Consider the following 15,619-nt stretch of genomic DNA (forward strand, 5'->3'; position numbering starts at 1 on the left):
AGAAATCGTTAGTTAATTAATTTCCTAAACTATAAAAAAAACGTGTTGTAAAACTGTTAAAAATATTATTATAGACAAAAAGCAATTTTCATCGGTAAATTGTGTTAAAAGTGAAGTAAATGCTTACATTGCTTATGGTGCAGGATTTGGAATAACGCAATGAATTGCATCAATAGCTTGCAATATATCTTTACTTAATGTTAAATTTATAGAATCTATGTTCTCTTTTAGCTGATTTAGGCTAGTTGCTCCAATGATATTTGAGGTCACGAATGGCTGTTCATTTACGAAGGCTAAAGCCATTTGAGCTAGAGACAAATTGTGCTTTTCTGCTAATTCCAAATACTTTTTTGTTGCTAAAGTTGATTGCTCACTACTGTATCTTGCAAACCTTGGAAATAAGTTTAATCTTGAGTTTTCACCTTGTGTACCTTTGATATATTTTCCAGAAAGTACGCCAAATGCCATAGGAGAATATACCAATAAACCTATATTCTCTCTTAATGAGACCTCTGCTAAATCACCTTCAAAAACACGATTTATTAGCGAGTAGGCGTTTTGAATCGTAACTGGTCTTGGCAGATTATTGTTTTTAGACTCTTCTAGATAACGCATTGTTCCCCAAGCTTTTTCGTTTGACAAACCAACCTCTCTTATTTTACCTTGTTTTTTAATATCATTTAAGGTTTCTAAAACTTCTTTAAAATTATCTTCCCAAGGATCATTAGGATTGTGACTATAGTCCCTAACACCAAAGGTATTAGTTTGACGTTCTGGCCAATGTAATTGATATAAATCTATATAATCTGTTTGTAGCCTTTTAAGCTCTAAATCTACAGCTTCTTTTATAGCATTAGCTGCAAAACCTGTTGTACGTATGTGTGCTGTATAATCTCCTGTTCCTGCAATTTTAGAAGCTATTACTAAATCTTCTCTTTTTTGATGCTTTAACCAAGATCCTATAATCTGACTTGTTCTACCAGATGTTTCTGCTGTTGCTGGTACTGGGTACAACTCGGCTGTGTCAATAAAATTAACACCTTGTTGTACTGCATAGTCTAATTGTGCATGACCTTGTGCTTCGGTATTTTGATTTCCGAAGGTCATTGTGCCTAAACAAATTTTACTAACTTTTATATCTGTATTTGGTAGTGTTGTGTATTTCATCGATTTGAAATTTTGGTTATTTAACAAATATAAAAAGACCTTTAGTTATTATTTGTAACTAAAGGTCTTTTTTATGTGTGTCTAATTATGCGTTAAGGATAGTAGTGGCATCCTTTTTTTGCTGCCATATATGGCAAAAAAAGATATAACGGATAGCCTGACCCTTGTGGTAACGCCCAATTAATTATTTAAAAGATTGGTAATTTTATCTAGTTTTGGTGTTAATATCACCTCTATACGACGGTTTTTAGCTTTTCCTTCTGCTGTAGTATTTGTGGCTATTGGTGCATACTCTCCACGTCCTGCTGCTGTTAAATTATCGGCTTTTATGTTACTGTTTTCTTGTAGTATATTTACTATTGCAGTAGCACGTTTGGTAGATAAATCCCAGTTATTGCTTATGTTACCTTTTGGCGAATATGGTGCATTGTCTGTATGACCTTCTATTAACACTGATATTTCTGGATTATCTCCTAATACTGTACCAAGTTGTTTTACTGCTTTGCGACCTTGTGTCCCAACTGCCCAACTACCTGATTGGAATAATAGTTTGTTTTCCATGGATACATACACTTTACCATTACGTTGCTCAACAGTTAATCCTTTACCTTCAAAGTCTGTTAATGCACTAGATATAGCGTTTTTTAAGGCTGTCATTTCGGCTTCTTTTGCTGCTATAACACTTTCTAGATCTGCTACACGTTGTGAGCGTGACTCTAACTCTTTTTTAAGTTGTGCTAGTCTTGTGTTTTCGGTTGCTAACGCTTGTTCTTTAGCCTCTAATTGCGCTAATAGTTCTCGATTTTTTTTTGTGTTTGCTGCTATTGCAGAACTACTATTTGCATCCAATGCATCATAAGAGGCTTTTAATGTATCATATTTATTTTTTGCAACAGTATAATCGGATTCTAATTGATCACGACGATTTACTGCGTCATCATATTTAGATTGCAATTGTGCCAAGTCGTTTAATGCTTGATTTTTTTGTAGTAATAAATCGGCATTTTCATCTTTTAGATTTCGGTTTTCTTTTTTTAATTCTGCATAGCTACTTTCTAACTCTTTGTAAACTTTTGGAGAGACGCAACTGGTTGCAATTAATACTAATAGGATGATTGTTACTCTGTTTTTCATTTTTATTTATTTGGGGTTTAAGATTTTATTTCGACTAAAATAGGACAGTGATCGCTGTGTTTTGCTTCTGGTAATATAACTGCCCTTTTAATATTTTGCTGTAGTGGTTGGCTAACCATTGCGTAATCTAAACGCCAACCTTTATTATTAGCTCTGGCATTTGCACGATAGCTCCACCATGAATATTCTTGACGCTCTGGATTTAAGTATCTAAACGAATCTATAAATCCTGAGTCTATAAAATTACCAAGCCACTCGCGCTCTTCTGGTAAAAAACCTGAAACACCTTTCATTTTTGGATTATGGATATCTATAGCTTCATGACAGATATTATAATCACCACAAACTACTAGATTTGGTAATGTTTTAGTAAGATCGTTTAGGTAATTATGGATTAAATCCATGTATTCAAATTTATGCTCTAATCTTGCTGCGTTGGTACCTGATGGTAAATACATACTCATGACTGAAAGTCCATCAAAATCAACACGAATGTTACGTCCTTCAAAATCCATAGACTCTATTCCTGTACCATACTCTACATGATTGGGTTTTGTTTTACACAACACTGCAACACCACTATAGCCTTTTTTTTGAGCACTAAACCAATAATTATAATGGTAACCAGCGTCTTTAAATAAATTTAAATCCAACTGCTCTTCCATTGCTTTTATCTCTTGTAAACAAACAACATCTGGATTGGCACTTTGTAGCCAATCTATAAATCCTTTATTGATTGCAGCTCTGATTCCGTTTACGTTGTATGAGATAATTTTCATGAGTGTTTGTTTATTGTTTTAATTAAAACAACCTTTATTACAAGATTGTTTAAAGCTTAAAATATTTGTTTCGGCTAAATTAAATAATGGTTTACTTTTACAAGATAAATCACTCTGTTTTTACTGAAAAAATATTAACAAAATAATATAGTAATTATGGTGTTATACTTGTAGATGAAACTAACTTTAACCTGTTTTCTGTTTTTCTTCGGAATTTTTGCGTTTGCGCAAGAACAAGCTAATGGGTCAAACCGAAAGACAGTTGCTACAAACATTAGTATACAAATTGATAGTGTTAGCATAAAACAAAATGGTTTTAAAGTTGAAACCAAATCAGGAAACACAATAAACTCCTCTTACTATAAGGTAGATTACGCAAAATCTACACTTACTTTTTTAAAACCAATAGAAAGTGATAGCATCATAATTAGCTACCAGAATTATCCTGAGTTTATAACAAAAACCTATAAACAATTTGATAAAAGTATCATTGTTGAAAACACAGATAATCTTAGCAAGATAATACAGTTAAGACAACCAAATAACAAACAAACTTACACACCTTTTGATGGCTTAACAACTTCAGGAAGTATTAGTCGTGGTGTTACAATTGGAAACAATCAAAACTCGGTTTTAAATAGCGAGCTTGACTTACAGATAACTGGTAAACTAAACGACAAAGTATCTCTTAGAGCAAGCATACAAGATGCCAATATACCATTACAAGAAAGTGGCTATTCACAACGTTTGGACGAGTTTGATCAAGTTTTTTTAGAATTATTCTCTGACCAATGGTCTATTCGTGCAGGAGATATAGACCTAATTAATGAGCAATCCTACTTTGCTTCTTTTAGTAAACGTGTACAAGGGTTACAGGTTAAAGCTAATTTTGGTGACGAAAGTCAACAGACCAATGTTTTTGCTTCTGGTGCATTAGTTAGAGGACAATTTAGTAATTACCAATTTACTGCTCAAGAAGGAAATCAAGGTCCTTATAAACTACAAGGACCAAATGGCGAATTATTTGTACTTATTGTTTCAGGTAGTGAAACTGTATATGTAAATGGTGTCGCTTTAAAACGTGGTGAAAACGAAGACTACATCATAGATTATAATGCTGGCGAAATTATTTTTAATGCCACTTATCCTGTAACATCAGAGATGAGAATTAGTGTAAATTTTCAGTACTCGGAACGTGATTATTCTAGAATAGTAGCTTTTGCAGGAGGTAGTCATAACAGTGAAAAATTAAATATTAGCGCTTCTGTATACTCTGAAAGTGACTCTAAAAACAATCCGCTTCAACAAAATTTATCTGAAGAACAAGTTTCTATATTAAATACTGCAGGAGATGATAATCAACTAATGGTTGCCTCATCAGAAGTCCCAGAAACGTATAACGAAAACAGAATTTTATATAAAAAAGAGAGTGTTAATGGACAAGACGTTTATGTGTTTTCAAACAATCCAGATGACACATTGTTTGGAGTCACCTTTACGTTGGTTGGAGATAATCAAGGCGATTATATTATAACTTCTAGTAATGCTATTAATAATATTTATCAATATGTGCAACCAATTTCAGGTGTACCTCAAGGTAATTACGCTCCAATTGTACAACTTGCTGCGCCAACCTTATTACAAATAGCTACTGTAAATGGTGTGTATCAACCATCAAATAAAACAAAAATTGGTTTTGAAATTGCAGGTAGTAAAAACGACCTAAATTTATTTTCAAACCTTGACGATAACAATAATAATGGATTTGCTGGTAAATTAACAGTTGAGCAAAATCTTATTAAAAATGATAGCACATGGAGCTTAGCTGCAGTATTAGACACAGATTATATACAGCAAGATTTTAAAACCATACAACGTCTATACGAACCTGAATTTAATCGCGATTGGAATTTAAGTCAAACCAATTCTGAACTATTAAATACTAATCTTGGTAATCAAGCCTTAGTATCGGTTGGCCTGAAAAGTTTTCATTTAAAAAAAGGTTACGCAAACTATAGTTTTCAGCACTTAAATTATTCTGAAAATTTTTCTGGAAGCAAGCACAATATAAATGCTAATATTAATATTGGTAAATTACAATTATCAACTAATACTAATATATTAAAAGCTAAAGGAAGCCAAAACTCCTCACAATTTTTCAGGACCTATAATCGTAGTATTTATGATTTAGATAAACAATGGATTGGTGTTGGTTTTTCGGCTGAAGAAAATAAAGAACGTATTAATGAAACTAAAGCATTTACAGATCTGACTCAGCGTTTTACTGCTTACGAAGCTTTTACAGGAATTGGAGACAGTACAAATATTTATGCTGAAGTTGGATACAAATATCGTGTTAATGATAGTTTAAGAAATGGAAACCTAGATCGAGTCAATAACTCTAACACCTATTATTTAGACTCTAGATTAATTAAAAACCAAAAAACCAATTTGTCTTTATATGTCAATTACAGAACTTTAAAAAATGAAGATGAAGACCAGAACAATGAAAACTCATTAAACTCCAGATTATTATTTAGTCAACGTTTTTTAAAAAACGGAATACTTTGGAATACAGCTTTTGAAACCAACTCAGGGACATTACCACAACAAGACTTTACCTATGTACAGGTAGAATCTGGACAAGGTGCGTACACTTGGATTGATTATAACCAAAATGGTATTCAGGAGCTTGAAGAATTTGAAATTGCTCAGTTCCAAGATCAAGGAGATTATATTCGAGTTTTATTACCCAATCAAGTCTATATTAAAACGCATCAAAATAGACTAAGCCAGACCTTGACTTTAAACCCAATTAATTGGGTCAATACAGAGCACAAGACCAAACATTTTTTTTCTAAGTTTTATAATCAGTCTAGTTATTTAATTGATAGAAAAATACAAAGAACTAATGCTGATTTTGATTTAAACCCTTTTAGTGCAGACAAAGACAACCAATTAGGATTAACTTTAAATTTTAGAAATATATTATTTTTTAATCGTGGCAAGCAACGCTATACAACATCTTACACGTATTTATGGAACAGTAGCGAAAACACATTAAGTTTTGGATTTATAGAAAACAACTTAAAAAGCCATCAAATTAATTTTATACATAAAATCAAAAACAGCTGGTTAGTCACTATAACCTCTGCTTTAGAAGAACAGTTTAGCAATAGCGAAAATTTTAGCAGTAAAAACTTTGATATAGACACCAAACGCTTAAATCCTAAATTATCTTATTTACTTAATGATAATGTACAGTTTGATGTGTTTTACCAGATAACAAAGAAGGAAAACACTATTAATAACTTAGAAACTTTAGATCAGAACAAATACGGATTATCCTTTGCTTTTTCTCCAAAAAATAATGCACAAATAGGAGCTGTTTCTGGAGAGTTTAATGTTTTTAATAACGCTTTTGATGGAAACGAAAACAGCCCTGTGGCCTACCAAATGTTAGAAGGCTTACAACCAGGAAAAAACTTTACTTGGTCACTATTAGCACAAAAAAAACTAACCAAATTTTTAGATTTAAATTTGACTTATTTTGGTCGTAAAACAGAAACTAGTACTACAATACACACTGGAAATGTACAACTAAAAGCCTATTTTTAAAACCTACAAAAAAAAACGCTCAACTGAATAGTTGAGCGTTTTATATAAAATATTTAAAGCGTTAATTACATTTTCATTAACCACTCTTTAACGTCTACTTCTTTTTTGATAATATCACGAAGTTCTTCAATTTTAACACGTTTTTGATCCATTGTATCTCTGTGACGAATGGTAACTGTGTTGTCTTCTAAAGTATCATGATCAACAGTAATACAAAACGGTGTTCCGTTTGCATCCTGACGTCTATAACGTTTACCTACCGCATCTTTCTCGTCATAAAACACATTAAAATCCCATTTTAAATCTTCAACAATTTGTTTAGCTACTTCTGGCAATCCATCCTTTTTTACTAAAGGAAAAATAGCTGCTTTTACAGGTGCTAAAACCGCTGGTAATTTAAGTACTGTTCTTGTGGTATTGTTTTCTAATTCTTCTTCAACTAAAGCTTTTGAAAACACAGCTAAAAACATACGATCCAAACCAATTGAGGTTTCTAAGACGTATGGTGTATAGCTTGCTTTTTCTTCGTGATCAAAATACTGTAGTTTTTTACCAGAAAACTCCTCGTGTTGTTTTAAATCAAAATCTGTACGCGAGTGAATACCTTCTAACTCTTTAAAACCAAACGGGAATTTAAACTCGATATCAGTTGCTGCATCAGCGTAATGTGCTAATTTTTCATGATCATGAAAACGGTAGTTTTCTTCTCCTAAACCAAGTGATTTATGCCATTTTAGTCTTGTTTCTTTCCAGTAATCAAACCATTCTTTTTGTGTGCCTGGTTTAATAAAAAATTGCATTTCCATTTGCTCAAACTCACGCATTCTAAAAATAAATTGTCTTGCAACAATCTCATTTCTAAAGGCTTTTCCTGTTTGTGCTATACCAAACGGGATTTTCATTCGTCCTGTTTTTTGAACATTTAAAAAGTTAACAAATATACCTTGAGCTGTCTCTGGACGTAAATACAAGTCCATTGCTGTTTCGGCAGATGCACCTAATTTTGTACCAAACATTAGGTTAAATTGCTTAACATCTGTCCAGTTTCTGCTTCCTGATAAAGGACAAGCTATTTCTAACTCTTCAATTAATGCTTTAACATCTGCTAAATCTTCAGCTTCAAGAGATTTTCCTAATCGTTTTAAAATAGTATCAATTTTTTCTTGATAACCTAAAACACGACCATTTGTTGCTAAAAATTCTTCTTTATTAAAAGCTTCGCCAAAACGTTTTTCAGCTTTTTTAACTTCCTTTTCAATTTTAGTTTCAATTTTAGCACAATAATCTTCGACTAAAACATCTGCTCTGTACCTTTTTTTAGAATCTTTATTATCTATTAAAGGATCGCTAAAAGCATCTACGTGACCTGATGCTTTCCATGTGGTTGGATGCATAAATATTGCTGCATCAATACCAACAATGTTATCATTCATTTGCACCATTGCTTTCCACCAATAGTCGCGTATGTTTTTCTTTAACTCTGCTCCATTTTGAGCATAATCATATACTGCACTTAGTCCATCGTAGATTTCACTACTTTGGAATACGTAACCATACTCTTTTGCATGAGAGATTACTTTTTTAAATTGATCGTCGTTGTTTGCCATAATAGTACAAAGATAAACGATAAATAAAAGTGTACAACCAAAAAATGATTAGTCTTTTTGACAAGTGTAAACAAAAGCTGGCGGAAGGTTTAAAGCCTCAAAACCTAAATGGACTTTACCATTAAATATTTGCTTTAAAGTATTGTAATATGTTAAGCTATATTGAAACTGGAAGAAATAACCTTGTGGTTTTAAACAAGCATAGGCACTGTTTAAAATAGAATTGGTTATTGGCTTAGGTATATTGGTTAATGGTAAGCTAGACACTATGTAATCTGTATTATCAAAACCATATTGCTTGATTACATCCATGACTTGATCTGCAGATTGATTAGTAACAATAAGCCTTGGATCATCAATTTTTAATAACGCGTTATAAAACTTATCATTAATTTCAAATGTGATTAGTTTTGCGTTAGGATTTAAGCGCTGTAAAATCTGTTTGGTTATAATACCATTACCTGGACCAAACTCTACTATTAGCTTTGCGTTTTCAAAATCAATTGCACTAAGCAATTTTGAAGCTAAAAATCTTGAACTAGGAAATAATGTTCCTGAAGTTTTTAAACTTTTGATTGATTCTTTTAAAAAATTGATTTTGTTCAAAAAAAGAGTGGTTTAGTAAAATTTTTAACGAATATAAGATAATTATTTAATCGCTTACTAGTAAAATTATACCCTTTAAAATTGTTTTGTTAAAACAGAATCGTTTTTTAACTTTATTTTAATGTTATAGAAGTGCTACCTAACCTTTTGTTATCATTAAATACATTAACAAAATAAATACCTTTAGTAAAGGGTTGGTCTTTGTCTGTGGTAACTATAGTTTCAACTTCAACGTCTTCTTTATTATAGGCTACTTTTATTTTTTTTGTGTATATTAAAGACTCTTTACCAAAATTAACAGAACCTTCATCTGCAACTATATTATTACTAGGACTTAATATTTGCAGGTATAAATATTTATCTCCTTCATCTACAAATTTGTTTTTAGATACTGTAAATGCAACATGTAGTTTATTTGCTTTTTTATATTTTTCAGTACTAACAATTCGTTTTTTTGTAATTCGCTTTACAGCCTGAGCCTCTAATTGTTCTATTTCTAAAAAGCTAGCATTATCAATTTTGTTTGACAACGCTGTATTAACTACTGCTAAATCTTTATTTTTTACTTTTAAATTTTTGGTTGTGTTTTTTATAGATTGAAAATTTAATTTAGCTTCTAATGCGGCTAATTGTAAGCGTTTATTTTCTTCTTGAGATTTGGCTAACAAGTCTAAAACCTCATCTTTTTCATCCTGTAAATCTTTAATTTCTGCTCTATAGTAAGATAATAACGATGCACTTGGAGCAACAGCTTTAACCGAGTCTAATATACGAATGATTCTGACCTTAGATTGGGTTAATCTTTCTTTTAAAATTTCGTCTTCGGTTCTAATATTTTCATAACGTATTATCATTTCTGATAATTCGTTTTCTAGCAGTTTTTTTTCTTGAGAGATATAACTATTATATTCATCTAACTTAGAGACACTTACGTAACTATAAACACCTAATGCAATGAAGGCGACAAATAGCGAACCAATGATTAACCTATAATGGTAGGTATGAGGGAAAATTATCATATATCTGTTAGTTACTAAAACACCCATTAAATAGGCGTTCAATCAATTTGGGAAAATTTAACAAAGCAAAAATATTTTTAATATCTGTATAACTAATATTTTTTCGATAACTTGAATAAAAACACTGTCAAAACAATATTTAATGCAAATAAACAGGTTAATTTACATAAATTTTACACAGATTTAACAATTATTAAATCTAAAAAATAGTATTTTATGAATAAGAATGCTTTATTGGATTTATTTTTCCCTCAGGTCTGTTCAGCCTGCAAAAACCAATTATCAGACAACGAACATTTCATATGTGTAGACTGTAGACATCGTTTACCAACAACAAATTTTCATTTGGATAACAATCCTTTTGTTAAAAAGGTGTTTTATGGTCGTGCAAAAATAGAAGCTGCTACTGCGTTACTAAGATTTGAAAAAAAAGGTATCGTACAGCAATTATTACATCAATTAAAATATGGTAAAAATGAAGAGGTCAGTAATTTTTTTGGGCTTTGGCTTGGGGAAGAATTAAAATCAAACCAGCTTTACAAAAACAATATTGATTTAGTAATACCAGTACCATTACATCCTAAAAAACTAAAAAAAAGAGGCTATAATCAAGTTACTAAATTTGGTCAAAATATTGCTAAAGCTTTAAAAGCTGAATTTAACGACCAATTATTAATTAAGATAACAAATAGCAATCAATCTCAAGCTACAAAAAGCAGATTAGAACGTTGGCAATTAAACAACGAAGCTTTTGCTATTACCAAACCACAACTATTACAAAACAAACATATTCTTTTAGTTGACGATGTAATTACCACAGGAAACACTTTAGAAGCCTGTATTATAGAATTAAATAAAGCCGAAAACATTAAAATTAGTATTGCAACTATGGCAATAGCTTAAAGCATTTTTCGTTAAAACATAAATATGTTGTTAATTTGTAACTTCATTAAAAATTATATGCAAAATCGTCTTTTAAATTTTTGTTTTTATAGTGTTTTAGCACTTACATTTATTAATTGTGCTAACAGAGGAACCATTTCTGGAGGCGAGAAGGATATTACTCCTCCTGAGATTGAATACTCTACGCCACCAAACTTTTCTAAAAATTTTAAAAGCAATGAAATCAGGATATATTTTAACGAATATGTTAAAACTAAAGATTTAACAAAACAACTTGTTATATCTCCTCCAATGAAAACCAAACCAGAAATCACACCTCTAGGTACTGCAAGTAAGTATATAAAAATCAAGATTTTTGATACACTACCTCCAAACACAACATTTGCTATAAATTTTGGAAATAGTATTGTAGATAATAATGAAGGAAATCCATATCCTTATTATAGATATGTATTCTCAACAGGAGATTACATAGATTCTCTATCAGTTAAAGGAAGTGTAATGGATGCTTTAGAAAGAGAAACAGATCCGTTTATATCTGTTAATTTATATGAAGCTGACACAACCTACACAGACAGCATTGTTTATAAAGAAAACCCAAAATATATAACCAACACACTGGACAGTACCACTAATTTCAAATTAGAAAACTTAAAAGCTGGAAAATACAAGTTGGTTGCAATAAAAGATAATAATAGTAATATTACTTTTGAACAAAAAAGTGATAAAATTGGATTTTATGAAGATTTTATTACTGTATCAAATGACGCAACCCCTTTTTACAAATTAAAACTGTTTAAAGAAAATTTAGACTATAAAGCTGAAAATGCTAGGCTAATTTCTGGTGAAAAAATAGCATTTGGTTTTCAAGGGAAGGATTACAAAAAAATGAAAATTGATATACTATCCAATGTCCCTGAAGACTTTGAATATAAATATATTAAAGATCAGGAAACCGATAGTTTAAACTACTATTACAAACCTAAACTAGAAGTAGACTCGTTAGTATTTAAGGTAACAAATCGTAAAATCATAGACACTTTTACTGTTAGAATTAAGGACAATAAAAAAGATTCATTACTAGTAAAGTCAAGTCCAACTAGCACTATTGGTATGTATGAGCCATTAAAATTATGGTCCAATATACCAATTACTAAATTTGATGAAAAACAAATTAAGATTATTGACAAAGACTCTGTAAACATTGCTTTTACTAGTAAGCTTGACACCTTACAAAACACTGTAGAGTTACAGTTTGAAAAAACACAAGATCATGGTTATAAAGTACAGTTATTACCAAATACCATAACTGATTTTTTTGAAGCGACTAATGATACTTTAAATTACACATTAAGAACTGAAAAAGAAGCAAGTTTAGGTAGTGCTAGAGTGATTATTAAAAATGCTGAATACCCATTAATAGTTCAGTTTGTAGATAAAAAAGGAGAAGTAAAGTATGAACAATATACGACCGAAGCACGACCTTTAGATTTTTTCTTTCTTAAACCAGGCGAATACTATTTAAGAGTCATTTTTGATAGTAATAAAAATGGCGTTTTTGATCCTGGTAGCTTTTTACAAAACAGACAAGCAGAACGTGTTAGCTACAGTAAAAAAGTAGCAGAAATTAGATCAGGATGGGAAGTTATTGTTGATTTTACTTTAGACTAAAAGTATCTTTATCATCTAAAAATTTTAGCTTATCTCTGGTCACAGTAATATGTGATTTAGTTAACACTATTTGTTGCACTCCTTCTTTATTGTTTGGTAAATTAGTTAGTAAATCACCTAACGCTGTATAAGCTGCTGAATGTCCTGGATAGTTATAATTATTTGCATCTAAACCCACTCTATTAACACCAATACAATAACTCATATTTTCAATAGCTCTTGCTTGTAACAAAGTATCCCATGCCTTTATGCGTTTTTCAGGCCAATTGGCAACATATAACAAGACATCATAATCGTCTTGTAATCTAGCCCAAACAGGAAAGCGTAAGTCATAACAAACCAACGGTTTTATTTTAAAACCTTTATAATTTACAATTAATTGTTGCTGTCCTTCAGTATATACTTTGTCCTCTCCTGCTAAGGTAAAAGTATGTCGTTTATCATAATACTCTAGAGTTTGATCAGGATGTACAAAAACTAATCTATTATAAAACTTATCGTTTTGGGTTATAACCAAACTACCTACAATTGCTGCTTGCTTACTTTTTGCTAAATTTAGCATCCATTGTATGGTTGCTCCATCCATAGTTTCTGCAACAGTAGCAGCAGACATTGTAAAACCAGAAGTAAACATTTCTGGTAATACAATGAAATCCACATTATTGGTTAAACTTTTAATTTTACTTTCAAAATTTAGTCTGTTTTGTTCAGGATTGTGCCATACCAAATCAGACTGTAATATTGCTACATTTAAAAGGCCTTCCACAGTTTATAATTTATTTAAACGTTGTTCTGCTTTATTAATTTTTTCCTGTAATTTTTCTAACTTACTTTCCCACTTAATTTTATCATTTGGAGACAATTTACCTTTAGAATCAAGTTTCTTAAATTTTTTAGTCTCTTTTTCAAACTTGTCATTTGCTTTTTCTAAAGCCTTTTTCGCACTTTCTTTTTTAGCTATTGCTTTTTCAGCTTTTTTCTGCTCCTTTTCTGCCTTTTCCCTAGCTTTTTCCGCCTTTTTACGTTCCTTTGCGGCTGCTTTTCTCTCTTTTTCTTGTGCCTTAAGCTCTTTAGCTTCAGCTTTAGCTTGCTTTTCTTTTTGCTTGATTTCTTTTTCGGCTTGTTTCTCTTTTCGCTTAGCTTCTTTTTCTGCAAATTTAACTGCTTTAATTTCGTTATTTTTAACCTTAGCTAAATCTAAAATTTGTGTAGTTTGAGCTTCTGTAAAAGTATTTGAAACATCTTCACCATTTAAGGTTATTTTTTTGTTTTTGACAACATAAACTTGGTTATCATGATTGACTTCTTGAGCAATGGTAACGCTAGCTGCAATTAAAAATGCTAACGAGAATAAGATTTGTTTTGATTTCATCTAAAAATTTATTTAAAATTAAATATACATTTATAATTACTCAAAGATTAGTCCAAATTAAACAATTCTTAATTTTTTAAGTAATTCTGGTTTAAATGTACGACCAATTGGTAAGCGTTGTGTGTTTATAAACACTTCGTTTCCAGAAATTTTATCAACATATTTAGTATTGATAATGAATGATTTATGAATTTGAATAAAATCTTGTTCTGGTAATTTTTGTATCCAGTTTTTAAGTGAATCTATATAAGATAATTTTTGTGTTTTTGTTATTACAGTAATATAATTACGATCGGATTCTAGATATAAAACATCTTCAAAAACAATTTTATGAAGCGTTTTATCTACATTTAAAAACATTAAATCCTCCTGTTCTTGAGTATTAAAGCTACTACTTCTGATTGCTGCTTTTTGAATAGCTTTTAAAAAGCGATCAAAACTGTAAGGTTTAACCAAGTAATCTACAATAGTATCTAGTTCAAAACTACTAACAGCATATTCAGAATAAGCTGTAGTCATTATTATAGCTGGTGGACTTTTAATGGTTTTAATAAAATCTAAACCAGAAATATCAGGTAAATTAATATCTAAAAAGACTAGATCTGTAGTCTGTTTTTTAAAAAAATCATGAGCTTGTGTAGCTGTTTGAAATGCAGCTATTAAGTTTATATCTGGTAATTTACTTATATATTTTTTTAGTAAATTTTGTGCAGGTATTTCATCTTCAATAATTATACAAGTCATGATAAATCTAATTTTAAAGTAACAACAAATTGCTGTGTGCTTGTTATTGACAGTTGATGTTTATTTGGGTATAATAGCAACAGTCTTTTTTTAAGATTGTTTAATCCTATTTTAGCTTGATTTTGATTTGATAATTTACTTTTAAAAGCATTAGTACAAACGCAAATTAATTGTTTATCTGTTTCGGTAATACTTACATCAATATTACTATTAACTACACTATGTTTAAAAGCATTTTCAATAATGGTAATTAACAATAAAGGAGCAATTTTACTGTTTATATTTTCAATAGTTGTATGATATTTTATTTGCTTTACACCTTCGGTTCTAATTTTCTGAAATTTAATATAGTTATCTAAAAACTGTAGCTCTTTTTCTAAATCTACATATTCAGAATTACTTTCATACAACACATGTTTTAGATTGTCTGATAACATCAAAATTAGCTCTGGTGTTTGGTCTGGTTTTTCAATTGAATACGAATAAATTGTATTTAAATTATTAAACAAAACATGAGGGTTGATTTGAGATTTCAAAAACTTCAATTCCATTTCAACATGCTGTTTCTCTAAAATTTCTTTTTGATTTTTTTCGTCTAAAAAACGAAATAACATCCATATAAATGAGAAAAAAATTAACGGAACCAACGTTTGCCAAAGGTAGTCGCTTAAACATTTCATTATAGAACAACCACATTGTGCAAAAGCATTGCAATATAATTGTGTTGCAAAAAACGAAATTGCTATAAATAGCAATCCATAAAAGGCGTACCATTTTCGTTTTACAAAATATGGTAATAATATAAAATGGTTTGTATATACAATGACTCCTAAAATGGACAAATATTGTAAAAACGGGTTTTCGGCCCAATAATATCTAGAAAAGATATATAATGACACAAAGATAAATACCATCCAACCAAGAATGTGAACCAGTATTTGTGATGTATGTTTTTTAAGGTCTATCATAATTAATCATCAAAATAAACCAAAAAGCTAA

Annotated in this window: 13 protein-coding genes; 3 read left to right on the plus strand and 10 right to left on the minus strand. The window is 30.4% G+C overall.

From position 1 onward, the window contains the following. Positions 1 to 132: 132 nt before the first annotated feature. The 3 genes from ITB9_RS10150 to ITB9_RS10160 all read right to left on the minus strand — a co-directional run bounded on the left by ITB9_RS10150 (position 133) and on the right by ITB9_RS10160 (position 3,080). Positions 133 to 1,167 (minus strand): NADP(H)-dependent aldo-keto reductase, encoded by a 1,035-nt coding sequence (locus ITB9_RS10150; protein ID WP_054852134.1) that lies wholly within the window; start codon positions 1,165 to 1,167, stop codon positions 133 to 135. Between the two features lie 180 nt (positions 1,168 to 1,347). Continuing rightward, on the minus strand, positions 1,348 to 2,301 hold the full coding sequence (locus ITB9_RS10155) for an OmpA family protein (protein ID WP_054852135.1): 954 nt from the start codon (positions 2,299 to 2,301) through the stop codon (positions 1,348 to 1,350). Positions 2,302 to 2,318: 17 nt separating this feature from the next. Next, positions 2,319 to 3,080, minus strand: coding sequence for an exodeoxyribonuclease III (locus ITB9_RS10160; RefSeq protein ID WP_054852136.1), 762 nt, complete (start codon positions 3,078 to 3,080; stop codon positions 2,319 to 2,321). A gap of 174 nt (positions 3,081 to 3,254) precedes the next feature. Between ITB9_RS10160 and ITB9_RS10165 the strand changes: the two genes are divergently transcribed. Beyond that, positions 3,255 to 6,698 carry a hypothetical protein gene (locus tag ITB9_RS10165; RefSeq protein ID WP_054852137.1) on the plus strand — a complete coding sequence of 1,148 codons (3,444 nt, stop codon included), beginning with the start codon at positions 3,255 to 3,257 and terminating at the stop codon, positions 6,696 to 6,698. Positions 6,699 to 6,763: 65 nt separating this feature from the next. Here ITB9_RS10165 and ITB9_RS10170 read toward each other — a convergent pair whose 3' ends face one another. The 3 genes from ITB9_RS10170 to ITB9_RS10180 form a co-directional block, all read right to left on the minus strand. Next, the gene (locus tag ITB9_RS10170) at positions 6,764 to 8,305 is read right to left on the minus strand and encodes a glycine--tRNA ligase (protein ID WP_054852138.1); all 1,542 of its coding nucleotides are present in this window, start codon (positions 8,303 to 8,305) and stop codon (positions 6,764 to 6,766) included. Between the two features lie 48 nt (positions 8,306 to 8,353). Further along, the gene (locus ITB9_RS10175; RefSeq protein ID WP_028290225.1) at positions 8,354 to 8,911 is read right to left on the minus strand and encodes a class I SAM-dependent methyltransferase; all 558 of its coding nucleotides are present in this window, start codon (positions 8,909 to 8,911) and stop codon (positions 8,354 to 8,356) included. A 113-nt stretch (positions 8,912 to 9,024) separates the two neighbouring features. After that, positions 9,025 to 9,972 carry a hypothetical protein gene (locus ITB9_RS10180; protein WP_187294264.1) on the minus strand — a complete coding sequence of 316 codons (948 nt, stop codon included), beginning with the start codon at positions 9,970 to 9,972 and terminating at the stop codon, positions 9,025 to 9,027. Positions 9,973 to 10,146: 174 nt separating this feature from the next. Between ITB9_RS10180 and ITB9_RS10185 the strand changes: the two genes are divergently transcribed. Next, positions 10,147 to 10,833, plus strand: a complete 687-nt coding sequence (locus ITB9_RS10185; protein WP_028608193.1) for a ComF family protein — start codon at positions 10,147 to 10,149, stop codon at positions 10,831 to 10,833. Between the two features lie 57 nt (positions 10,834 to 10,890). Next, complete coding sequence (locus ITB9_RS10190) at positions 10,891 to 12,504, plus strand: Ig-like domain-containing protein (RefSeq protein ID WP_054852140.1); 1,614 nt, start codon at positions 10,891 to 10,893, stop codon at positions 12,502 to 12,504. Here the strand turns inward: ITB9_RS10190 and ITB9_RS10195 are convergent. From ITB9_RS10195 to ITB9_RS10210, 4 genes are read right to left on the minus strand one after another with little or no spacing between them, the layout of a single operon-like run. Further along, positions 12,491 to 13,270 carry a nitrilase family protein gene (locus ITB9_RS10195; RefSeq protein WP_054852141.1) on the minus strand — a complete coding sequence of 260 codons (780 nt, stop codon included), beginning with the start codon at positions 13,268 to 13,270 and terminating at the stop codon, positions 12,491 to 12,493. The two genes, ITB9_RS10190 and ITB9_RS10195, sit on opposite strands and share 14 nt — an antisense overlap. Positions 13,271 to 13,273: 3 nt before the next feature. Next, positions 13,274 to 13,876: a hypothetical protein gene (locus ITB9_RS15630; protein WP_054852142.1), complete on the minus strand. Its 603-nt coding sequence runs from the start codon at positions 13,874 to 13,876 to the stop codon at positions 13,274 to 13,276. Between the two features lie 57 nt (positions 13,877 to 13,933). Next, complete coding sequence (locus ITB9_RS10205) at positions 13,934 to 14,620, minus strand: LytTR family DNA-binding domain-containing protein (protein WP_028290230.1); 687 nt, start codon at positions 14,618 to 14,620, stop codon at positions 13,934 to 13,936. Beyond that, on the minus strand, positions 14,617 to 15,588 hold the full coding sequence (locus tag ITB9_RS10210; protein WP_028290231.1) for a sensor histidine kinase: 972 nt from the start codon (positions 15,586 to 15,588) through the stop codon (positions 14,617 to 14,619). The genes ITB9_RS10205 and ITB9_RS10210 overlap by 4 nt, the downstream gene beginning before the upstream one ends. Positions 15,589 to 15,619 lie beyond the last annotated feature (31 nt).

Source organism: Olleya sp. ITB9, from assembly GCF_001315805.1.
In the GTDB taxonomy this organism is placed as follows: domain Bacteria; phylum Bacteroidota; class Bacteroidia; order Flavobacteriales; family Flavobacteriaceae; genus Olleya; species Olleya sediminilitoris.

Excerpts from the sequence above, each read along its gene's own strand:
- ITB9_RS10150 (WP_054852134.1), bottom strand. The coding sequence starts at position 1,167 with ATGAAATACACAACACTACCAAATACAGATATAAAAGTTAGTAAAATT.
- ITB9_RS10155 (WP_054852135.1), bottom strand. The coding sequence starts at position 2,301 with ATGAAAAACAGAGTAACAATCATCCTATTAGTATTAATTGCAACCAGT.
- ITB9_RS10160 (WP_054852136.1), bottom strand. The coding sequence starts at position 3,080 with ATGAAAATTATCTCATACAACGTAAACGGAATCAGAGCTGCAATCAAT.
- ITB9_RS10165 (WP_054852137.1), top strand. The coding sequence starts at position 3,255 with ATGAAACTAACTTTAACCTGTTTTCTGTTTTTCTTCGGAATTTTTGCG.
- ITB9_RS10170 (WP_054852138.1), bottom strand. The coding sequence starts at position 8,305 with ATGGCAAACAACGACGATCAATTTAAAAAAGTAATCTCTCATGCAAAA.
- ITB9_RS10185 (WP_028608193.1), top strand. The coding sequence starts at position 10,147 with ATGAATAAGAATGCTTTATTGGATTTATTTTTCCCTCAGGTCTGTTCA.
- ITB9_RS10190 (WP_054852140.1), top strand. The coding sequence starts at position 10,891 with ATGCAAAATCGTCTTTTAAATTTTTGTTTTTATAGTGTTTTAGCACTT.
- ITB9_RS15630 (WP_054852142.1), bottom strand. The coding sequence starts at position 13,876 with ATGAAATCAAAACAAATCTTATTCTCGTTAGCATTTTTAATTGCAGCT.
- ITB9_RS10205 (WP_028290230.1), bottom strand. The coding sequence starts at position 14,620 with ATGACTTGTATAATTATTGAAGATGAAATACCTGCACAAAATTTACTA.
- ITB9_RS10210 (WP_028290231.1), bottom strand. The coding sequence starts at position 15,588 with ATGATAGACCTTAAAAAACATACATCACAAATACTGGTTCACATTCTT.